The sequence below is a fragment of the Xanthobacter sp. genome (assembly GCF_041911315.1).
Taxonomy (GTDB): Bacteria; Pseudomonadota; Alphaproteobacteria; order Rhizobiales; family Xanthobacteraceae; genus Xanthobacter; species Xanthobacter aminoxidans.
In genome coordinates this window covers 167714-186468 of the sequence record NZ_JAYRPE010000065.1, presented here as the reverse complement: position 1 = coordinate 186468, position 18755 = coordinate 167714, and the positions used below count along the sequence as shown (strand labels likewise).

22 protein-coding genes and 1 tRNA gene are annotated in these 18755 nt (G+C 68.1%); 11 read left to right on the top strand and 12 right to left on the bottom strand.

The window, feature by feature from the left end; translation table 11 throughout:
* The first annotated feature begins 245 nt into the window (after positions 1-245).
* Complete coding sequence (locus ACE3QW_RS19010; RefSeq protein WP_250167452.1) at positions 246-1028, top strand: enoyl-CoA hydratase-related protein; 783 nt, start codon at positions 246-248, stop codon at positions 1026-1028.
* A gap of 105 nt (positions 1029-1133) precedes the next feature.
* Here the strand turns inward: ACE3QW_RS19010 and ACE3QW_RS19005 are convergent, their stop codons facing one another.
* Entirely contained in the window at positions 1134-1481 is a 348-nt protein-coding gene (locus tag ACE3QW_RS19005) for a hypothetical protein (protein ID WP_374253237.1), read from the bottom strand.
* Between the two features lie 265 nt (positions 1482-1746).
* Between ACE3QW_RS19005 and ACE3QW_RS19000 the strand changes: the two genes are divergently transcribed.
* Positions 1747-1821: transfer RNA gene (locus ACE3QW_RS19000), tRNA-Gln, on the top strand.
* 14 nt (positions 1822-1835) lie between these two features.
* Here ACE3QW_RS19000 and ACE3QW_RS18995 read toward each other — a convergent pair.
* Complete coding sequence (locus ACE3QW_RS18995) at positions 1836-2852, bottom strand: zinc-binding alcohol dehydrogenase family protein (RefSeq protein ID WP_374253235.1); 1017 nt, start codon at positions 2850-2852, stop codon at positions 1836-1838.
* A 220-nt stretch (positions 2853-3072) separates the two neighbouring features.
* Here ACE3QW_RS18995 and ACE3QW_RS18990 point away from each other — a divergent pair, with 220 nt between their 5' ends.
* Both ACE3QW_RS18990 and ACE3QW_RS18985 read left to right on the top strand, forming a co-directional pair.
* The gene (locus ACE3QW_RS18990; protein WP_374253234.1) at positions 3073-3405 is read left to right on the top strand and encodes a winged helix-turn-helix transcriptional regulator; all 333 of its coding nucleotides are present in this window, start codon (positions 3073-3075) and stop codon (positions 3403-3405) included.
* 36 nt (positions 3406-3441) lie between these two features.
* Positions 3442-4446 (top strand): MBL fold metallo-hydrolase, encoded by a 1005-nt coding sequence (locus ACE3QW_RS18985; RefSeq protein ID WP_374253233.1) that lies wholly within the window; start codon positions 3442-3444, stop codon positions 4444-4446.
* On the opposite strand, the gene pap is transcribed toward ACE3QW_RS18985, so the two are convergent.
* The 4 genes from pap to ACE3QW_RS18965 all read right to left on the bottom strand — a co-directional run bounded on the left by pap (position 4443) and on the right by ACE3QW_RS18965 (position 8052).
* A complete protein-coding gene (gene pap, locus ACE3QW_RS18980; protein WP_029555752.1) occupies positions 4443-5930 on the bottom strand; it encodes a polyphosphate:AMP phosphotransferase in 1488 nt (495 codons plus the stop codon). The two genes, ACE3QW_RS18985 and pap, sit on opposite strands and share 4 nt — an antisense overlap.
* Positions 5931-5972: 42 nt before the next feature.
* The gene (locus tag ACE3QW_RS18975; protein ID WP_029555753.1) at positions 5973-6425 is read right to left on the bottom strand and encodes a MaoC family dehydratase; all 453 of its coding nucleotides are present in this window, start codon (positions 6423-6425) and stop codon (positions 5973-5975) included.
* A gap of 123 nt (positions 6426-6548) precedes the next feature.
* On the bottom strand, positions 6549-7499 hold the full coding sequence (locus ACE3QW_RS18970; protein WP_374253231.1) for a DnaJ C-terminal domain-containing protein: 951 nt from the start codon (positions 7497-7499) through the stop codon (positions 6549-6551).
* Between the two features lie 145 nt (positions 7500-7644).
* On the bottom strand, positions 7645-8052 hold the full coding sequence (locus ACE3QW_RS18965) for an RT0821/Lpp0805 family surface protein (protein ID WP_374253229.1): 408 nt from the start codon (positions 8050-8052) through the stop codon (positions 7645-7647).
* Positions 8053-8148: 96 nt separating this feature from the next.
* Between ACE3QW_RS18965 and pdxH the strand changes: the two genes are divergently transcribed.
* Positions 8149-8790 carry a pyridoxamine 5'-phosphate oxidase gene (pdxH, locus tag ACE3QW_RS18960; protein ID WP_374253227.1) on the top strand — a complete coding sequence of 214 codons (642 nt, stop codon included), beginning with the start codon at positions 8149-8151 and terminating at the stop codon, positions 8788-8790.
* 124 nt (positions 8791-8914) lie between these two features.
* Complete coding sequence (locus ACE3QW_RS18955) at positions 8915-9631, top strand: SDR family NAD(P)-dependent oxidoreductase (protein ID WP_155982467.1); 717 nt, start codon at positions 8915-8917, stop codon at positions 9629-9631.
* 9 nt (positions 9632-9640) lie between these two features.
* Here the strand turns inward: ACE3QW_RS18955 and ACE3QW_RS18950 are convergent, their stop codons facing one another.
* Positions 9641-10615, bottom strand: coding sequence for a magnesium transporter CorA family protein (locus tag ACE3QW_RS18950; protein ID WP_374253225.1), 975 nt, complete (start codon positions 10613-10615; stop codon positions 9641-9643).
* A 254-nt stretch (positions 10616-10869) separates the two neighbouring features.
* On the bottom strand, positions 10870-11073 hold the full coding sequence (locus ACE3QW_RS18945) for a hypothetical protein (protein WP_024280859.1): 204 nt from the start codon (positions 11071-11073) through the stop codon (positions 10870-10872).
* Positions 11074-11387: 314 nt separating this feature from the next.
* On the opposite strand from ACE3QW_RS18945, the gene ACE3QW_RS18940 reads away from it, so the two are divergent.
* A complete protein-coding gene (locus tag ACE3QW_RS18940) occupies positions 11388-11990 on the top strand; it encodes a L,D-transpeptidase (protein ID WP_029555757.1) in 603 nt (200 codons plus the stop codon).
* 88 nt (positions 11991-12078) lie between these two features.
* On the opposite strand, the gene ACE3QW_RS18935 is transcribed toward ACE3QW_RS18940, so the two are convergent.
* Complete coding sequence (locus ACE3QW_RS18935; RefSeq protein ID WP_374253223.1) at positions 12079-12990, bottom strand: extensin family protein; 912 nt, start codon at positions 12988-12990, stop codon at positions 12079-12081.
* A 575-nt stretch (positions 12991-13565) separates the two neighbouring features.
* Between ACE3QW_RS18935 and ACE3QW_RS18930 the strand changes: the two genes are divergently transcribed.
* A complete protein-coding gene (locus ACE3QW_RS18930; RefSeq protein ID WP_374253221.1) occupies positions 13566-14309 on the top strand; it encodes an HAD family hydrolase in 744 nt (247 codons plus the stop codon).
* 41 nt (positions 14310-14350) lie between these two features.
* Positions 14351-15130 (top strand): DUF1499 domain-containing protein, encoded by a 780-nt coding sequence (locus ACE3QW_RS18925; protein WP_024280863.1) that lies wholly within the window; start codon positions 14351-14353, stop codon positions 15128-15130.
* A 3-nt stretch (positions 15131-15133) separates the two neighbouring features.
* On the opposite strand, the gene ACE3QW_RS18920 is transcribed toward ACE3QW_RS18925, so the two are convergent.
* From ACE3QW_RS18920 to ACE3QW_RS18910, 3 genes are all read right to left on the bottom strand, one after another.
* Positions 15134-15856 carry an SOS response-associated peptidase gene (locus ACE3QW_RS18920; protein WP_374253220.1) on the bottom strand — a complete coding sequence of 241 codons (723 nt, stop codon included), beginning with the start codon at positions 15854-15856 and terminating at the stop codon, positions 15134-15136.
* 22 nt (positions 15857-15878) lie between these two features.
* A complete protein-coding gene (locus tag ACE3QW_RS18915; RefSeq protein ID WP_374253218.1) occupies positions 15879-16793 on the bottom strand; it encodes an MBL fold metallo-hydrolase in 915 nt (304 codons plus the stop codon).
* 204 nt (positions 16794-16997) lie between these two features.
* Entirely contained in the window at positions 16998-17705 is a 708-nt protein-coding gene (locus ACE3QW_RS18910) for an outer membrane protein (protein WP_374253216.1), read from the bottom strand.
* A 332-nt stretch (positions 17706-18037) separates the two neighbouring features.
* On the opposite strand from ACE3QW_RS18910, the gene ACE3QW_RS18905 reads away from it, so the two are divergent.
* Together ACE3QW_RS18905 and ACE3QW_RS18900 are read left to right on the top strand one after the other, a co-directional pair.
* Entirely contained in the window at positions 18038-18355 is a 318-nt protein-coding gene (locus tag ACE3QW_RS18905) for a hypothetical protein (RefSeq protein ID WP_029555763.1), read from the top strand.
* A 41-nt stretch (positions 18356-18396) separates the two neighbouring features.
* Positions 18397-18717 (top strand): hypothetical protein, encoded by a 321-nt coding sequence (locus ACE3QW_RS18900; protein ID WP_029555764.1) that lies wholly within the window; start codon positions 18397-18399, stop codon positions 18715-18717.
* Positions 18718-18755: the final 38 nt, after the last annotated feature.

The following is an 18755-nucleotide window of genomic DNA, read 5'->3' as shown; positions in this document are numbered from 1 at the left end:
AAGCCCTGACCGGCGCCCGTAGGGGACGGGACGGCGCACTTGCGCCGTCCCGGACCCCCTTACCGCGCCAAACGCCGGGATGCGGCCCAGCTATTTCACCACTCTGCCGCGGGAAATCCCGTTTCGGCCCGATGGCGTTGCAATGGCCTCGGCCCGTGCTCTAGGAACGTCTCAGCCACCGGCGATCGCCGACTGGCGAGAAGCCGCGCCCCCAAGGAGCGTCGGCGGGGAGCAGGGAGACGACCTTGGCCGGTAGCATCGCCATCACCGTCGAGGGGGGCATCGCCCGCCTTGCGCTGACCAATCCGGAGCGCCGCAACGCCATCTCCAGCACCATGTGGCGTGCGCTCTCGGCCTTTGCACAGGAGGCGACCCGCCGCTCGGACATCCGCGTGGCGGTGCTGCGCGGCGCGGGCGACCTCGCATTCTCCGGCGGTGCGGACATCTCCGACTTCGACAGCGCCCGCTCGGATGCCTCCGGTGCGCAGAGCTATGACGATCTGGTGGAGCAGGCGTGCTCGGCCATCGAGGGTCTGGCCTTCCCGACGGTCGCCTTCATCCGCGGCGCCTGCGTCGGCGCGGGGGCTGCGCTGGCGGCGAGTTGCGACATGCGGATCGCCGCTGACGACGCCTTCTTTGCCATTCCCGCGGCGCGCCTTGGCCTTGGCTACGATCCGCGCGGCCTCGGTCGGGTGCTTCGGGCCTTCGGCAGCCAAGGCGCGCGGCAGCTGTTCTTCACCGCCGATCGCCTCCCGGCCGAGCGCGCTCACATGGTCGGCGCGGTGGACCTCATCGCGCCAGCCGCCGAGGTGGAGGCGCTAGCCGAGCGCACGCTCCACCGCATCGCCGAGAACGCACCCCTGACGCTCAAGGCTGCCAAGCTCGCCATCCGCGCGGCCGAAAGCGGCAGCCAACCGCTCACCGGCGAGGCGAAGCGCGCCACCGCCCTCGCCAATGCCAGCTCCGACTATCGCGAAGGCCGCCTCGCCTTCGCCGAGAAGCGGGCGCCCCGTTTCACGGGCAGCTGACCCGCACGGCACCCGTACCAGCCGACGCCTGAGAGCCGGCTGGACCTGTTCGTATCGCGCCGTCGGCCGGCAAGGCCCGGACGCGATGCGCCCGGGCCAGTGCCATTACTTTCCCTGCGCCTTGAGGCGCGTGTTGCAGGCGCTCCAGTATTTCGGCCAGGTCTGACCGGCGGGAATCTTCCCCGCGGCCTTCGCCGCGCGCCACTCTGCGCCGCAGGCTTCCTGACGCTGGTGCGCTGCCGTCTTCGCAGCCGAGGGCTGCGCACCAGGCTTGGCCGCAGTGCCGGCGCCCGTGGCGGCCGGAGCGGTCGGCGCAGGAGGCGTGGTCGCGGCCGCCGGCGGCGTGGTTGCGGCCGGCTTGGTCGTGGCGGGGGCTGTCGTGCTCTGCGCGAAGGCGGGCACGGCGAAGGCGGCAGCGAAGGTGAAGGCGAGGATGGCAGTACGTGCACGCATGGGTGCAGGCCTCCAAAGAGGGCCGCGCGAAGCGGCGCGGCGCACGGTCCGGTTTCGGACGCCGCGTCAGCACGCCATGCGACAAAGGCGAAATCGCGGCACAAACATTTGATGACGCTGCGTAATTTATCCCAATGCACAACTGCCGCGCCGCCGTTGTGCCGGGCACATCAACCACCGCGCCCGGCATCCTCCATTCGCATCGGCAATCACACGCCGATCCGTGGACATGAGCCCCCCACGCCTATATGTTCCGCCGCCGCGTTGGGGCGTAGCCAAGTGGTAAGGCAGGGGATTTTGATTCCCCCATTCCCTGGTTCGAATCCAGGCGCCCCAGCCACCGCGCCATGCCGCCTACTCCCAGCCCTCCAGCACGATCTTGCCGATGGACCGCCCGGTCTCCAGCGCGAGATGGGCGCGGCGGAGGCTGTCCGGGGTGATGGGGCCGAAGTGGGCGCCGAGGGTGGTGCGCAGGAGGCCTTCGTCCACCAGTCCCGCCACCTCGGAGAGGATGCGGTGCTGGGTGTCCATGTCCGGGGTCTCGAACATGGAGCGGGTGAACATGGACTCCCAGGCAAGCGCCCCGCTCTTGGGCTTCAGGAGGGTGGCGTCGAGCACGGCGGGATCGTCGATGACGCAGATGGCGCCCTGAGGCACCAGCGCCTCGACCAGCTGCGGCCAGTGCTGCTGGGTGCCGGTGATGCTGAAGATGCGGTGCGCGCCGCCAAGGCCGAGCGCCTTCAGCTCGCCCGCGAGCGGCTTGGTGTGGTCGATCACGTGGTCGGCGCCGAGTTCCTTCACCCAGGCGATGCTCTCGGGGCGGGAGGCGGTGCCGACGATGGTGGCGGAGGCGAGCCGGCGCGCCAGTTGCACCGCCATGGAGCCGACGCCGCCCGCGGCCCCGACGATCAGCAGCACCGTCTTGTCGTCGGCGACACCGCGCGGCAGGCGCAGGCGGTCGAACAGGCTCTCATAGGCCGTGAGCGCGGTGAGCGGCAGGGCAGCGGCCTCGGCGAAGGAGAGGGTACGCGGCTTGCGCGCGGCGATGCGGGCATCCACCAGATGAAGCTCGGCATTGGTCCCGGGCCGGGTGATGGCACCGGCATAATAGACCTCGTCGCCCACCGCGAACGCTCCGGCGTCGGCGCCCACCGCCTCCACCACGCCGGCCGCATCCCAGCCGAGGATCACCGGTGCCTCGGCCGTCCCCTGGCGGCGCATGCGCACCTTCGTATCCACCGGATTGACCGAGATGGCCTTCACCCGCACCAGCAGGTCGCGCGGACCCGGAACGGGGTTCGGCGTCTCGAAGGCGAACAGGGCATCCGGACTGTCGGCGGGACGGGAGGCAACGTAACCGATGGCCTTCATGACGATCTCTCTCGAAGCTGGCGCGGGGCGCGCCGGTGTCCCCTAATCTTGATCGTCCGGCGCGCGGCGCAAGACGGCACAATCGGGTGGGCTGGTATCAGTCATGATACGCCGTGTGGTGTGAGCGATCGCCCTCCGCCATACTTCGCCGCCATAGCGGCGGTTGGAGGGACGAGCATTGGCAACGCGCCACGTGACCTATCCGGGAACGGGATGCCCCGTGGAAGCGACGCTGGCGCTGATCGGCGCCAAGTGGAAGGGCGCGACGCTCCATCACCTCATGGGCGGCGAGCTGCGGTTCTCCGAGCTGCGCCGGAGGATGCCGAACGTCACCCAGCGCATCCTCTCCAAGGCGCTGCGCGAGCTTGAGGCGGACGGGCTGGTGCTGCGCCGGGTCTATCCCACGGTGCCGCCGCAAGTCGGCTACCGGCTCACGCAGAAGGGCGAGGCGTTGCGCGGCGTCGTGGAAGCGCTGGCCGATTTCGGGCGCGGCCATCTGCAGGGCGCGGCCTGCCCGTTTCCCCATGCCGAGCACGCGCTGGCGGCCGAATAGCGCGCCAGCACCACCAAATTCGGCTAGTGTCGAGCCATGCCCCGTCCGTACCATCATGGCCCGCCCTCGGATCATTTCGACGGCACGCGCTTCTTCAATCCCGACCACCCCTCCACCGACAAGAGCCTGAAGGATCTTCTCGCCTGGCGCCGCGCCAAGCGGGGACAGGAGCCCGCACCCATCGGCTGGCCAGCCGAGCCGCGACTCCCCGCACGGCAGGAGACGCCGCCTCCTCGCGTGACGTCCGGCATCCGCATCACCATGGTTGGGCACGCCAGCGTGCTCATCCAGGTCGCGGGGCTGAACATCCTCACCGATCCGGTCTGGTCGGAACGCGCAGGTCCGCTCCGATTTCTGGGGCCGAAGCGGCACACCCCGCCCGGCATCGACTTCGGCGCGCTGCCGCCCATCGATTGGGTGCTGCTCAGCCACAACCACTACGACCACATGGATCTCGCGACGCTGCGTCGCCTCCAGCGCGCCCACTGCCCGCGCGTGCTGACGCCGCTCGGCAACGACAAGATCCTGCGCCCGCAGATCAAGGCCCTCGACATCACCACCGGCGACTGGGGAGAACGCTTCGATCTCGGCGCGGGCGTGGAGGCGATCGTCCATCCCGCGAACCACTGGTCGGCGCGCGGCATAAGGGACCGGCGGTTCGCCCTGTGGGCCGGCTTCGTGTTGGCGACGCCGGAAGGGCTGATCTATTTCGCCGGCGATACGGGCTATGGCACCGGCGCCATCTTCCGGTCGGTCAAAAGCGCGTTCGGCGCGCCGCGCGTGGCGCTGATCCCCATCGGCGCCTATGAGCCGCGCTGGTTCATGGCGCCCCAGCACACCAATCCCGCGGAGGCCGTCCGCATCCTGGAGGACACCGGCGCCGCCCAGGGCCTCGGCATCCACTGGGGCACGTTCCGCCTCACGGACGAAGGGCAGGATGCGCCGAAGCGCGCGCTGGGCGAGGCACTCGACGCCGCGGGCATCGCGCGGCACCTTTTCCTGCCGCTTCACCCGGGGCAGGTGTGGGAGGCGCGCGCTTAGCCGAGCGCCGCTTCCAGCCGGTCGGCGATGGTCTTCAGCACCTTGACCCGGCCGTAGCGCTTGTCTTCGGATTCCACCAGTGTCCACGGGGCGACGCGGGTGGAGGTCCGGTCCACCATCTCGGTCACGGCCGCCTCGTAGAGCGGCCATTTCTCCCGGTTGCGCCAGTCCTCGGGGGTCAGCTTGAAGCGCTTGTATGCGACGGTCTCGCGCTCCTCGAAGCGACGGGCCTGCTCCTCCTGGCTGATGGCGAGCCAGAACTTCACCACCACATAGTGCGCCGCCGAGAGCTGGGCCTCGAAATCGTTGATCTCGCCATAGGCGCGGCCCCAGTCGTCCGGCCCGCACAGGCCCTCCACCCGTTCCACCAGCACGCGGCCGTACCAGGACCGGTCGAAGATGACCGTGCGCCCATGGGCCGGAATGTGCCGCCAGAAGCGCCAGAGATAGGGCCGCGCCCGCTCCTCGTCGGTCGGGGCGGCAATGGGATGGACGCGGAAGCGGCGGGGATCGAGCGCCCGCCGCAGCCGCATAATGGTGGAACTCTTGCCCGCCGCATCCGAGCCCTCGAACGCCACCACCAGCCCCGCATCGGCAAAGCGCGGGGAATTGGTGAGGCGGGTGATACGGCTCTGCTCCTGCGCCAGTTGGCGGTCGTAATCGTCCTCACTGAGAGATTTCGACAGGTCCAGCGTGGAAAGGATGGAGAAGGTCGGCAGCGCCGGGGGCAGCCGCGTGGGGTTGGGCGCGAGCGGCTGGGGCGCCGGCTCGGGCTCGGCGACCAAGGCGCGCAGCTTTTCCAGCAGCAGGCTGCCGGCCATGGCGTCGCGATACTCCTCGTCGGCCGCCGGAACCACATGCCAGGGCGACGTTTCGGTGGAGGTGGCCCGGGCGGCGTCCTCGGAGATGGCGAGCAGCCGCTTGCGCGGGCCGGCGCCTTTCAGCTCCTCCCATTCCCGCACCACGGGGCGCTGCCAGTCGCCCTTGGTGACGCCCTTGAGGCGGACGCGGGCCTCCTCCGCATCCAGATAGAGCCAGATCTTGAGCAGGCTCACGCCCTCGGCGTGGAGCATCGCCTCGAAGCGCTGGATTTCCTCGAGCGCCGCCATGAAGTCGCCGCGCTTCATCTCGTCCAGCGCCCGCTTGCACAGGGGCGCGTGGTACCAGGAGCCGAGCATGATGCCGATCTGGCCGAAAGGCGGCAGCTCGCGCCAGTATTTCCACATGGCCGGACGATCTTCCGGCGCGCAGGGCATGTCGAAGGTCAGCGTCTGGAGCTTGCGCACATCCAGCCAGCCATAGAGGCGGTTCAGCACCGCCCCCTTGCCGGCGCCATCCGGCCCGTGGATCAGCACGATGAGGCTGCGTCGCTTCTGCTCGATCAGCTGGAACTGCGCGGTGAGCAAATCCTCGCGCAGGCTGGGCTCCATCGCCTTGAAGGCGGCCTTGTCGAGATGATGCGCGAACGTCGCGGATTCGAACATGCCGCCTCTCCTCGTGCCGGGGGAGGCAGCGTGGACGACCGCTCAGGCCGATGCAACCTTCTGGGTGGCGGCCGACGGCACCTTCACCCACGCCTCGCCATCCAGCACCACCTCGCCCTTCACCGTGCAGATGCAGGAGAGACGGGCGCGGAAGCGCTCGGGGATCAGCTCCACCACGCGCACTTCCACCTCCACCGTGTCGTCGATGCGCACGGGGGCACGGAAGTTCAGCGTCTGGGAGATGTAGACCGCGCCCGGGCCCGGAAGGCGGGTGCCGAGAACGGCGGAGATCAGGCTCGCCGTATAAAGGCCATGGGCGATACGGCCGCCGAAGGGCGTGCGCGCGGCGAAATGCTGGGACAGATGGATGGGATTGCGATCGCCGGTCAGCTCGGCGAAGCCCACGATGTCGGACGACGAAACCGTCTTCGACATGCGCTCGATGCGCCCAACCGTCAGGTCTTCAAAAAAGAGGTTCTGCAATTCGAGGAACATGGGCGCGCTTCCGTTATGCTTGTCGGGGCGCGCACTCTAGAAGGCAGCCGCACGGGTGGAAAGCCGGCCGAAATGGTAAGCCGGAACGTCGCAGGCAAGCCGGATGGCAGAAGGAGGCGGCCTTTAGGCCGCCTTTCCCTTGAGCTTGCGCATCAGCTCTTCCAGCTCCGCGCTCTTCTCCGCCGGCAGCACCACGTTCACCCGCGCCAGCAAGTCGCCGTGGCCCCCTGTCGCATTGGGCAGGCCCTTGCCGCGCAGGCGGAAGGTGCGCCCGCCGGAGGTCCAGGCCGGGATGGCGAGTTCCACCGCGCCGGTGAGCGTCGGCACCCGCACCTTGGCGCCGAGCACTGCATCGGCGAGCGGCACGTCCAGCGACTGCCTGAGGTCGTCGCCATCACGCTCGAACAGCGGATGGCTGGCGTAGGAAATGGTCACGTAGGCATCGCCGGCCGGGCCGCCCATGGGGCTCGGCTCGCCCTGCCCCTTGAGGCGCATCCGGTGCCCCTCGCGGGTGCCGGGGGCGATCTTGATGTCGATCTGCTTGCCGTTGGGCAGCCCGACGCGCTTGGACGCCCCCTGCGTCGCCTCCTCGAAGGAGACGGGGAGCGTGATTTCCATGTCGGCGCCCGGCTGGGGCGCGAAGCCGCCACCGGCAGACCGGCGCTGCCGACCGAAACCGAAGATGTCGCCGATATCCTCGAACCCACCACCGCCGCCACGGGACGTGCGCCGGGCTCCTTCGGGACCGAAGGAGAAGCTCTCGAAAATCGTGTCGCCGTCGAAGCCGGAAAAGCCGCCGGGCCCGCGCCGGGGGCCGCCGCCACCGAAGCCGGTGAATTCCGGAGCGCGCGGCTTGCCCTCCGCGTCGATCTCGCCGCGGTCGAACTGGCCCCGTTTCTCCTTGTCGGAGAGAATCTCGTGCGCCGTGTTCAGCTCGGCGAAGCGGTCCTGGGCCTTGGGATCGGACGCATTGGCATCCGGGTGGAGCTTCTTCGCGAGCTTGCGGTAGGCGCGCTTGATCTCTGCCTCGTCGGCGGTCTTGGAAACACCGAGGACGTCGTAGGGATCACGCATGAATAGTCACCTCGCCGGCCGGCACTCAGGCGGCCAGCCGCAGGGAACATGTGGTTCGCGGCGCAGAAAATGCAACGGCACCGCTCAACCCGATTGCGCTTTTGTGCGCCATGCCCGTTTTCCGCGCCATTCCTTGGGAGAAGGCTCAGGCGCGGCCGAGCAGGCGGACCTGGTTGAGCGTTGTGCCGGTGCGGCCCTTGCACGCCTCGCCCTGCACCCAGCGGTCGGCGGACTTGCCGTCCACCAGCGAGATCATGAAGCCGCGGCAACCGGCCTGGGTCGGGCCGACCGGGGTCGCCGTGCCGCGGGCGCCGGTCTCCGGATTGTCCCACGGCACCGACACGTCGCCATCGCGGGCGGCGAGAGCCTGGTCGAGGGCGAGCTTGGCCTGCGTCCAGTCGCCGGCGGTGATGCCCTTGGGGGCCGGCCCTTCCGGCACCGGCAGGGAGACCTGCGTCGCCTTGATGGAGCCGGTGACGAGCGAATCGTCGTCGTGGAGCGGCGCGCTGGCGCAACCGGACAGGAGCGCGGCGAGAAGACACGCGCCTGCCATGGCCGCGAGCCCTTCGCGCGGGCGCCCGACACTTCTATATAGAACGATGAAGCCGCCCGGAGAGGCGTGCGAACGGTCAGACACGAGGGGCTCCACATGACGGCGAGCGACACCATGGAACCCCGTGATCCCTTAACATCCGGTGATTTCACCGAATCTTCCGAGCCTTTCCGTCTTTTTGCCGAATGGCTCGAGGAGGCCTGCAAGTCCGAGCCCAACGATCCGAACGCCATGACCCTCGCCACCGTGGATGAGGACGGGCTGCCGGACGCGCGCATGGTGCTGCTGAAGGGGCTGGACGAACGCGGCTTCGTCTTCTTCACCAACACCGGCAGCGCCAAGGGACGGGAGCTGGCGGCCCATCCGAAGGCGGCGCTGGTGTTCCACTGGAAGTCGCTGCGCCGGCAGGTGCGGGTGCGCGGGCCGGTGGAGCAGGTGAGCGACGCGGAGGCGGACGCCTATTTCGCCACCCGCCCCCGCCTCTCGCAGATCGGCGCCTGGGCCTCGACCCAGTCGCGCCCGCTGGAAGGCCGCTTTGCGCTCGAGGCCGCCGTGGCGACGACGACCGCGAAATATGCCCTCGGCACCGTGCCGCGCCCGCCCCACTGGACCGGCTTCCGCATCCTGCCCGTGGCCATCGAGTTCTGGCACGACCGGCCGTTCCGCCTGCACGACCGCGTGGTGTTCCGCCGCGCCGGCGAGGGCGAGGCCTGGACCAAGACGCGGCTCTATCCCTGACCGAAAGGGTTGGCGGCGGGGCTGACGGGACTTGACCCGGACGTGGGCGGATGCTGCATCACGTTCGCCCGCTGTGGCCGAGGCTGACATCATGACATCCGAAACCGAAGACCGGCCGCGCATCATGCTCCTCACCGGGGCCTCGCGCGGCATCGGCCACGCCACGGTGAAGCGCTTCTCCGCCGCCGGCTGGCGCGTCATCTCCTGCTCGCGCCATGCTTTTCCCGAGAAGTGCCCGTGGGGTGCCGGCCCCGAAGACCATCTGCAGGTGGACCTTTCGAGCCCTGCCAGCACCAAGGCGGCCATCGCCGAGGTCAAGAGCCGCCTGCCGGAGGGCAAGCTCGACGCGCTGGTCAACAATGCCGCCATCTCGCCCAAGGGCGAGGGCGGCACCCGCCTCGGTACGCTGGACACCGACCTCGAAACCTGGGTGGACGTGTTCCAGGTGAATTTCTTCGCCCCCATCATCCTCGCCCGCGGGCTTTCGGCGGAACTGGAGAAGGCGCAGGGCTCGGTGGTGAATGTCACCTCCATCGCCGGCTCACGGGTGCACCCCTTCGCGGGCGCGGCCTATGCCACCTCGAAGGCGGCGCTGGCCTCCCTGACGCGGGAGATGGCTTCCGACTTTGGTCGCAGGGGCATCCGAGTGAACGCCATCGCGCCGGGCGAGATCGACACCGCCATCCTCTCGCCGGGCACCGACAAGATCGTGGCGCAGATTCCCATGCAGCGCCTCGGCACGCCGGACGAGGTGGCGAAGATCATCTACGTGCTGTGCACGGAGACCTCCTCCTACCTTAACGGCGCCGAGATCCACATCAATGGCGGCCAGCACGTCTGACGCGGCGGTCTACAGCCAGCCGCGCCACTTGAAGAAGACGTAGGGCAGGATGCCGGAGATCACCATCGCGACGAGTGCCGCCGGATAGGCATAGGTCCAGCTCAGCTCCGGCATGTGCTGGAAGTTCATGCCGTAGATCGAGGCGATCAGCGTCGGCGGCATGAGCACCACCGAGAGCACGGCGAAGATCTTGATGATGTTGTTCTGTTCCAGGCCCACCATGCCGATGGTGGCGTCCAGCAGGAACTGCAGCTTGTCGCCGAGGAAATTGGCGTAGTCGGACAGTCCGGCCACGTCCCGGCTCATGGACTTGATGTTGGCCTTGCCGTCTTTCGCGATGGTCGAGCCGTCGGTGTCCGCGCCGAGGAAGGAAATGAGCCGCTGCAGGGAAGCAAGGCTTTCCCGGGCGTAGGAGACGAGCCCCTCCTTGCGGCCGATATGGGACAGGATGGCGCGGTAGCGCTGGTTGGCGTTCTCCCGATCGCTGGAACGCTCGAAGATGCGCCGGGAGATGCGCTCCACATCCGCGCCGATCTGTTCCAGCACATCGGCGGAGCGGTCCACCACGGCCTCCAGCAGTTCGATGAGGATATCCTCGCCTTTCACCGTTGCGGGGCACGACTTGCCCAGCCGGTTGGAGACCGAGGGGAATGCCCGGGGCTCGCCATAACGCACGGTGATGAGGCGGTTGCGGGTGAGGATGAAGGTGACGGCCAGCATCACCGGCGTCTCGGTATCGGCGCCGCAGAGTATGGTGGCGGTCATGTAGCGCGCGCCGTCCTCCACATAGAGGCGGCTCGACTGCTCGATCTCGCCCATCTCCTCCCGTGTGGGCACGGAGATGCCGGCGAACGATTCCGCACGGTCGTCGTCGGCCTCGGAGGGGGAGATCAGGTCGACCCAGACCGCGGCCTCGGGGATGGGTCCGTCCGTGACCGGAACGGCCTCAAGGCTTCCTTGTCTGGCGATATAGGCGAAGAGCATGCGGCGGTCCTTGATCGGCCCGCCCTTCTAGCCCGCCGCGAGACGTGTGGGAACCGAGCCGATCGGGAGGTGCGACCGCCGCCGCTTCCACTCCCCGCTACGGATACCACCCACCCGGACGTCCGGCGGCAAAACGGTGTCGCCGCCGATCGGGACGTGGGGGTGTCGATGCGTGACATCTTGCGGCCAGCGCACCGCTTTCACCACCCCGGTCCGGCCCCCGCGCCGGTTCCGGGTGGACCATCGCTCCCGCCTCAGGCGGCGAGGAAGTCGATGTCCTTGAGGGTGACGACCTTGTTGGCCTGCGCCGCCTTGGCCTCGACCGCCTTCTTGTCGCTCGCCTGCTGGGCGGCCGCGGCGACGGCGGAAATGCCGATGTCGCGCCACTGCTGGCTCTGCGCCGTACGCTTCAGATCCGATTCCTCCCGGGGGCTGAGCCCTTGGTGTCCGGTAGACATGTCCCAACTCCTGTGTGGTGCGCCGTTACGCAGCGGCACCTTCGCGTGACCCTTCCAGAGATGGCGATCAACTGCGTCAAAACTGTGCAGCCGATGCGACTTCTCCGCGGTCATACGAAGAGTAGGCGCCCCAAAGCTTGCGAAACTCCAAAGAGGGTGCCGAAAGGGCAATCTGTGAGGCATTTCTGCAACGCTTTCTCACAAGCATCCGCTCCTCAACTGAACACCCTTCTAGCGGAGCGGACATTGGGTTAATTCATTTTTGCGGGTCGAATCCTCCTTGTGCGTCAAGGGAAGAGTTAAAGAGGCGAGCTATGATGTGGCGGGTCGTCGGGGCACTGCTGACGGGATTGATGCTCAGCGGCTGCGTGTCCGAGACAATTGCGCCGGCGCCGGAAACGGCGATGACGGCGCGTGACAAGCAGCTTCTTGCAAACAAGCCGTACCCGAATGTGAAGCCTTCGGGTCAGTATGCGCGGCATATCGTTGAGTATCCGACCAACAAGAAGCCGGGAACGGTGGTCGTCGATACCCCGAACAAGTACCTTTACTACGTGGAAGGCAACGGTAAGGCGATCCGCTACGGCGTGACCGTCGGCGAGGAAAGCCTCGCCTTCCGCGGCCAGGCCAAGGTCGGTCGCAAGACCGAATGGCCGAGCTGGACTCCCACGCCGGAAATCCACCAGCGCATTGCCGGCCTGCCCTCCTATGTGGCGCCCGGCCCCCACAATCCCATGGGCGCCCGCGCCCTGTACCTCTACCAGGGCAATCAGGACACCCTGTTCCGTATCCACGGCACCAACCAGCCGGAATACATCGGCCAGGCGATCTCCTCGGGCTGCATCCGCATGCTCAACGAGGACGTGATCGATCTCTACAGCCGGGTTCCGGTTGGCGCCGAGGTCGTGGTGCTCTGAGCCTTACGTCTGTCTGACGCAAAAAGGGCGCGGCTCGGCCGCGCCCTTTTTTGTTTGCGCGCTCTCCTTACGGAAGACTGTGAAGCCTTCAGTCGGCCTGACCCTGCTTTGGCTGGGAGCCCTTTGCGCCACTGTCCTTGGTCTGAGTATTCTTGGGTGGGGAGGTCTTCGTCTGGCCGGGCTTTGCGGCGCGATCCGCGCCCGGCGCGTCACTTTTGGCCGTGCCCTTCCCGGTAGCGGGTTTGCCGGTAGTGGGCTTGCCGGTTGCAGCCCCGCCCTTGGGCGGAGGAAGTGGCGCACTCTGGGCCTGGGGCTCGGACTCGGCATTCCCGGCGGCGGTTGCCCCGGCCTTCTCCGCCGCCTCGTCATCTCCTCCCCCGGTCGAAGCCGCCGGAGCGGTCGCCGCAGGCTTGTCCTTGCGCGATGCCACGGCTGAACCGGCGTCGAGATTCCAGTGGCACAGCTTGAAGTCATTCCGGCGCTGGGCGAGGTCCACATGGATGTGATCCTCGTGATAACCGTCTGAGCCGGGGCCGAGCACCGTGGCGAAACGGGTGCAGGCGCTGTCCTTCATGGACGCACGCAGGGCCATCGGCAGGCCCCCCTTCGCGACCGTCCACACCCGTCCGTCGCCCAGCTCGAAGCCGCCCACATCCACCGCATTGCCGCGGCCGTGCTCGCTCATCTTGGCGCCCGCCACCCGGTTGCGCGGGCGGCAATTGTAGGAATCGGCGATGCGGATCGCCGTCAGCTCCCCGCCGGCGGCAGCGACGGCGGGGGCCAGCGCCTCACTCATCCACGCCGCGGCAGCCATGGTCATTTCACATCGCGAGATCGCCGCCGGCTTCAGCGGAAGCATCCGTCCGTCGGCCAGCCGAACCGCGGTCAGTCTGACCGGAATGAACGCGCCGCAGACTGGACTGGGAGTGAGGGACGTCTCGAGGCTGGCTTCGATCGCCCCCTCCGCGACCAGATCGGCGCAGGCCGCGGGCATCACCATGGGACCGGCCGGTGCCGACGGCACCACGCTCGGAGATACGGCCGATGGAGTCGGGACTCTCGGGCCGCCGGAGGTCACCGCGGCGTCGGGCGCCGTCTCCCGCGAGGCCACCTGAGGCCGCTGCCCAGGCCGTACGGGATCCCGCACGAAGCGATCTGCCCTGCCAACGTCCACCGGTCCCTCCTGCCGCGCGGCGTCCTGCCCATCGGCCTCTGCCGCGCCGTCCTCCTCCGCCAGTTCCGGCGGGCGCCGCGGCGGAAGCGGGGCCGCGCGCAGGGAGGGCATCCGCGCAACCGCCGAAGAGGAGGACGCCTTAAGATCCTTGGGCTTGACGGGTGGCAGCGGGGTCGCCGCGCTTGATGGGCCGGGCATCGTGAATGCAACCAGGCCGATGCATACGGCGAGCGGCATCCCCGCCCTCCACGGCACCGCCCTCCGCAGCGCTGCGTCGGGCATGGTCAGGGAACGGCTCGGAGCGGCGGGTCGTCTGGATGACATACACGTGATACTAAAGACGTCCTCCGCTGCGGTCGAGCCGGCCTGCGGGTGCCCCTCCCCGCCCAGCGGATGAACCCATGCAGGATCTGACCGCGCTGCTTTTCGACAAGGACGGCACCCTGGTTCACTTCGACCGCACCTGGGGTCGGGCGGCCGGTGCGGTCATGCGGCAGATGGCGCGCGATGACGCCCATGCCGTCGCCCGGCTCGAGGCGGTGAGCCACTATCTCCCCGACGAGGAACGCTTCCTGCCCACCTCGCCCCTCGTTTCCGGCTCGTCGGCCCATTATGGCCCGCTCTGGGCTCACGCTCTGGGCCGCCCGGCCGATGCCGGCTTCCTCGCGGAGATTGATCGCCTGTTCGCGGCCGAGGGCCTCGCCAACCTCACGCCCATCGGCCATCCCGCCCGGGCGCTGCAACGGCTGAAGGCGGCAGGCTTCGCCCTCGGCATCGTCACCAATGACGCGGAAGAGAACGCCCGTCAGCAGGCGGCAGCCCTCGGCTTTCTTGATCTCCTCGACGCGGTTCACGGCTATGATTCCGGCTTCGGCTCAAAGCCCGGTCCGGGAATGGTGGCGGCGTTCGCCGAGCGGTTCGGCCACCACCCGGACGCAATGGCGGTGATCGGCGACAGTGCCCACGACCTTGCGGCCGCACGTGGGGCGGGCGCGCGCTTCATCCTGGTGCGCAGCGGGCCGGCGCCGGTGGACGATCTCGTCACCGATGCGGATCTCGTGGTGGACAGCGTGGACGACCTGCCCGAGGTCCTCCTCGCCTCGGGGGGCAAAGCCTCTTCCCTCGCCGCCGAAAACGCGGTCTAACCAACCGGCAACGGCGCAGAACGCGCACCACAGGCCGCAGGATGATCAGACGCCGGCTTTACACCGAGGAGCGCTATTCACCGCTGGCCCGCTGGAGCTTCCGGCTGGCGCTGTTCTCGGTGCCCGTGGTGGCGCTTGCTGCCGGTCTCTATCGCGCGGGAATGCTGGATTTCCAACCGGCCATCGCCACGCTGTCCGCGGGGCTCGGCATGGCGCTCATCGCCGCCGCCATGGGTATCGTCGCCTTCTTCATCACCTGGGAAACGGGATGGCTCGGCATAGGTCGCGCCATTGCTGCGGTCGCCATAGGTGGTCTGGTTCTCGCCGGGCCTGCAGCCGTCCTCGCCCGTGGCATGATGCTGCCGAAGCTCACCGATATCGCGACGGACCCCACCGATCCGCCCCGCTTTCGCGCCCTCATGCTGGCCCACCCCCGGGATGCCAACAGCCTTGCCTTCGGCGGGTCGGCGGCGGCCGAGACCCAGCGGATGGCCTATCCCGGCATCAAGCCGGTCGACCTCACGGCGACGCCGGAAGAGGCGTTCAATACGGTCCTTGCCCTGGTGCAGAAGCGGCGCTGGCACATCCTCGATGCGATTCCCCCGCGCGGAACCCGGCGCGACGGTCAGATCGAGGCCGTGGCGGTTTCCCCCGTCATGGGCTTCCGCAGTGACGTCTCGATCCGCATTCGGCCAACCGCGAAGGGGGCGCGGGTCGATGTGCGGTCCTCCGCCCGCTACGGCATCCATGACCTCGGCACCAACGCCCAGCGCATCGAGGCGCTGATGGCGGACTTGGCAGCCGAGCGGCGGCGGCGCTGAGTCTCAGACCGCAGACGTTCCCAGAAGCGCAACGGCAGCCGCCGCCTCGTCGGGCGGCAACGGTTCCACCAGACCCGGGCCTTCATTGCGGACGGAATTGACGCTGGCCGAAACCGGGGTCAGGCGAAGCGCCTCGCCGGGATAGGATCGCATCAGGGCGGCGCCCTCCTCCCCCTCCAGCCAGGCTGAGATTTCCGAGTCGTGCAGGATCACCGGCATGCGCTCGTGCAGCGGGCGCAGGCGTTCTGTGGCGGGGCAGGTGAGGATGGTGAAGGTGCGGAGCCATTGGCCCGTGCCGGGATCCTTCCAGCCCTCCCACAGGCCGGCGAAGGACATGGGAGAGCCATCGGCGCGGGAAATGACGAAGGGCTGGCGCCGCTTGTCCACGGCCTTCCACTCATAGAAGGCGTCGGCAGGGACGACGCAGCGGCGCCGGACGCGCCAGGCCCCGCGGAAGGTCGGCTTTTCCGCAACAGTCTCCGAACGTGCATTGATGAGACTGGCGCCGCCGGATGGGTCCTTGGCGAAAGACGGCACCAATCCCCAGCGCAGCAGATCGAGATGGCGTCGCCCCGTCTCCGGATTTCGGCGGACCACCATGAGAGACTGAGTCGGCGCCGCGTTGTAGCGGGGCGGGACGTTGGGCAGAGGCGCCAGCGTCGGATCAACCCCAAACAGGGCGGCGAGGGCCGCCGGGGGCGTCAGCTGGACGAACCGTCCGCACATGGCCGCGCCGGTCTCTCTCGCGTCAGGCCGCCCGGCGGAATCGGCCGGTGATGGCTGCTGTTCCGTCGGTAACGACCCGGCCGCTGGCCACCAGATGCTCGAGATGCGCCAGAACAGTGAGCGATGCCGCTCCCACCAATCGGGGGTCGAGGCCGATATAGATGCCCCGCACCAGATCGGGAATCGTCTCCACCTCCCTGTCCAGCGCCCGCAGGATCGCGGCCTCCCGCGCCACGCGATGGGCGAGGTAATCGCGCACGAACGCCGGGGCTCCGCGCACAGGCCCGCCGTGGCCGGGGAGGTAGACCGACTCGGTACGCGCCGCGAAGCGTTCGAGCGATCGGATGTAGTCGCCCATGGAGCCGTCAGGGGGCGCGACGATGGAGGTGGCCCAGGCCATCACATGATCGCCGGAGAAGATGAGATCTTCCTCGGCCAGCGCGAAGGCCATGTGGTTGGCGCAATGCCCCGGGCTCGCGATACCCGTCAGCGTCCAGCCCGGACCATCCACCGCCTCGCCGTCGGGCAGGACGACGTCCGGCCGGAAGTCCATGTCGGCGCTGGCGTCCAATGGGTTCACCTCGCCGATGGCGAGCGGGCGGGCGGCGCGATGTTGCCCCTCCGCAACAGTCGGCGCACCGGTGGCGGCCTGGATGGCGCGCGCCGCGGGGGAATGGTCGCGATGGGTATGGGTGATGACGATGTGGCTGACGGTCTCGCCCCGCACGGCATCGAGCAGCGCCGCAATATGGGTGGGATCATCCGGCCCCGGATCGATGATCGCCACCGTACCTTTGCCCACGATGTAGGAGCAGGTTCCGGTGAAAGTGAAGGGCGAGGGATTGGGCGCCACGATGCGCCGGACCAACGGCGTCACCTGATCGAGGCGGCCGGCTGGAACATCAAAGCTTCGGTCGAAGGCGATTTCGTCGCTCATGGGGCAACGCTAGCCCAGTTGAGGCTTCAGCGACAACCGCGGCGGTGGCGGGCTCCGGGCGGATCGGTGCGCGCTGATGCGCTTTGATGGTTCGGAAACGGCTGCGTGGACCGGAACGCGATCGGATCGCCAAGCCGGGGTCGCGCAGGCAAAAGAAAAGCCCGCTGCCGAGGCAGCGGGCTTCACGATGAAGCAGAGCTTCGATCAGAACTTGTAGTTCACACCCGCGCGGAACGAGTTGAACTTGGAGTCCGTACCAGCGCTCAGGCCGGGCGCGATCGCGACGGCGTCCACGTTGGCAGAGCCGAGGTCGACGTAGAGGTATTCGGCCTTGAACGTCCAGTTGTTGGTGATGGCGAACTCGCCGCCGGCACCGATGGTCCAGCCCCAGTTGGTGCTGGACTGGTCGAACACCTGCACGCCCAGGATCGAAGCCGTGGTCGCGGTCTTGCCGTAGGCCACACCACCGGTGATGTAGGGCAGGAACCGGTCGATCGCGTAGCCGAGGCGGGCGCGGATCGTGCCGAAGTAGTCGATGGTGGTGCCAGCGCTCACGACCGGCAGGCCGAGGACGGAAGCGCTGACGGTGCCAGCGATGTTGGCCCACTGCAGGTCGGTCTCGATGCCGAGCACGACGTTGTTCGCGAACTGGTAGTTGTAGCCGATCTGGCCACCGGCGTAGAAGCCGGAGGAGTTCAGGCTGGCCGAGGCGACCGGGGAGCCGAAGTAGTTGACGTCGTAGGTGAACGAGTCACCGCCGTAACCGACGTTGCCACCGATGTAGAAGCCGGTCCAGGAGAACACCGGAACGACGGCAACCGCCTTGACGGGATACTTCGTCGCCAGGTCAGCAGCCGCGGCCGGAGCCGAGAGCGCCGCCAGCGCGACAGTGGCGAGAAGGAACCGCTTCATGACCAAAACCCCCTTGCTTGGGTAACTTGTGCTTTGGGCGAAATCACCGACGACCGTCTCGGGCCACAAGTCCTTTCGTCCAGTGACATCTATCTAGCAGGGGTCTCGCCGGAATGCCGTAACATTCTTGCCACAGTCGCCCCAAATCAGCACGCCTCGGAGCCAAATTCCTAGTATGCTACCGCTACATAGCGGTGTTCGCCGCCCTTCGCCGGCTATCGGCGCGGTCACCGGATCCGAAAGGTAAATTGTTCGTAAAAACAATCGCCTTCAAGCTGCGTTCAGAGGCCCGGATTTAGTCTGGATTCGTAGGTCTCCCGAAGGAGGACGCCATGCAACCTTACCGATTCCCCGCCTTTGCGCGGTCGGTCGCGGCCGGGGCGGCGCTCGCCGCAATCACCTCCGGCGCCGCGCTGGCGCGGCCAGACAGCCTCACGATGACGTGCGCCGCGGCGGCCGGCCTCGTCTCGAGCCAGGGCGCCGTCGTCATGGGCACGGGTCCCAACATCTTCGACCGCTACGTGATTTCGCTGCGCTACTGCTCCGGCTTCGAGCAGCTGAAGCCGGAATGGATCAAGACGAAGGACAATCCACAATGCTTCGTGGGCTATACCTGCTACGTGCCGACTCGGGACAATTCCTTCCGGTGAGGAACGACCGGCTCGAAAGGTCCGTCACGAAGGAGGATGCCATGACGACGTGCACCACCAGCCGGGTCCGCCCGGTTCTCGGCCTTGTGATGGCGGCCGGCCTTGCCGCCCTCGCCGGGCCTGCGGCGGCGCAGACTCAGAGCCGATCCTTCACCTGCACCCAGGCCGCGGCCCTCATTCAATCGAAGGGCGCCGTGGTGCTCGCCACCTCCCCCACCCTCTATGATCGCTATGTGCGGGACCAGAGCTTCTGCGTCTACGACCAGGAGACCCGCCCGGAATGGGTGCCCACGCGCGACAATCCCCAGTGCTTCATCGGCTACAGCTGCTATGTGCCCTCCCGCGGCGGCGGCAGGCGTTGAAATTTTGGGGCCGAAATCCCAGCCGCCGGACGCAAAAA

Coding starts and splice junctions, on each gene's coding strand:
- ACE3QW_RS18905 (WP_029555763.1), top strand. CDS start 18,038: ATGCAACCTTACCGATTCCCCGCCTTTGCGCGGTCGGTCGCGGCCGGG.
- ACE3QW_RS18995 (WP_374253235.1), bottom strand. CDS start 2,852: ATGAAGGCCATCGGTTACGTTGCCTCCCGTCCCGCCGACAGTCCGGAT.
- ACE3QW_RS18925 (WP_024280863.1), top strand. CDS start 14,351: ATGATCAGACGCCGGCTTTACACCGAGGAGCGCTATTCACCGCTGGCC.
- ACE3QW_RS19005 (WP_374253237.1), bottom strand. CDS start 1,481: ATGCGTGCACGTACTGCCATCCTCGCCTTCACCTTCGCTGCCGCCTTC.
- ACE3QW_RS18955 (WP_155982467.1), top strand. CDS start 8,915: ATGCTCCTCACCGGGGCCTCGCGCGGCATCGGCCACGCCACGGTGAAG.
- ACE3QW_RS18930 (WP_374253221.1), top strand. CDS start 13,566: ATGCAGGATCTGACCGCGCTGCTTTTCGACAAGGACGGCACCCTGGTT.
- ACE3QW_RS18920 (WP_374253220.1), bottom strand. CDS start 15,856: ATGTGCGGACGGTTCGTCCAGCTGACGCCCCCGGCGGCCCTCGCCGCC.
- ACE3QW_RS18935 (WP_374253223.1), bottom strand. CDS start 12,990: ATGGTGATGCCCGCGGCCTGCGCCGATCTGGTCGCGGAGGGGGCGATC.
- ACE3QW_RS18910 (WP_374253216.1), bottom strand. CDS start 17,705: ATGAAGCGGTTCCTTCTCGCCACTGTCGCGCTGGCGGCGCTCTCGGCT.
- ACE3QW_RS18950 (WP_374253225.1), bottom strand. CDS start 10,615: ATGCTCTTCGCCTATATCGCCAGACAAGGAAGCCTTGAGGCCGTTCCG.
- ACE3QW_RS18975 (WP_029555753.1), bottom strand. CDS start 6,425: ATGTTCCTCGAATTGCAGAACCTCTTTTTTGAAGACCTGACGGTTGGG.
- ACE3QW_RS18970 (WP_374253231.1), bottom strand. CDS start 7,499: ATGCGTGATCCCTACGACGTCCTCGGTGTTTCCAAGACCGCCGACGAG.
- pdxH (WP_374253227.1), top strand. CDS start 8,149: ATGACGGCGAGCGACACCATGGAACCCCGTGATCCCTTAACATCCGGT.
- ACE3QW_RS18965 (WP_374253229.1), bottom strand. CDS start 8,052: ATGGCAGGCGCGTGTCTTCTCGCCGCGCTCCTGTCCGGTTGCGCCAGC.
- ACE3QW_RS18900 (WP_029555764.1), top strand. CDS start 18,397: ATGACGACGTGCACCACCAGCCGGGTCCGCCCGGTTCTCGGCCTTGTG.
- ACE3QW_RS18915 (WP_374253218.1), bottom strand. CDS start 16,793: ATGAGCGACGAAATCGCCTTCGACCGAAGCTTTGATGTTCCAGCCGGC.
- pap (WP_029555752.1), bottom strand. CDS start 5,930: ATGTTCGAATCCGCGACGTTCGCGCATCATCTCGACAAGGCCGCCTTC.
- ACE3QW_RS18940 (WP_029555757.1), top strand. CDS start 11,388: ATGATGTGGCGGGTCGTCGGGGCACTGCTGACGGGATTGATGCTCAGC.
- ACE3QW_RS18945 (WP_024280859.1), bottom strand. CDS start 11,073: ATGTCTACCGGACACCAAGGGCTCAGCCCCCGGGAGGAATCGGATCTG.
- ACE3QW_RS18985 (WP_374253233.1), top strand. CDS start 3,442: ATGCCCCGTCCGTACCATCATGGCCCGCCCTCGGATCATTTCGACGGC.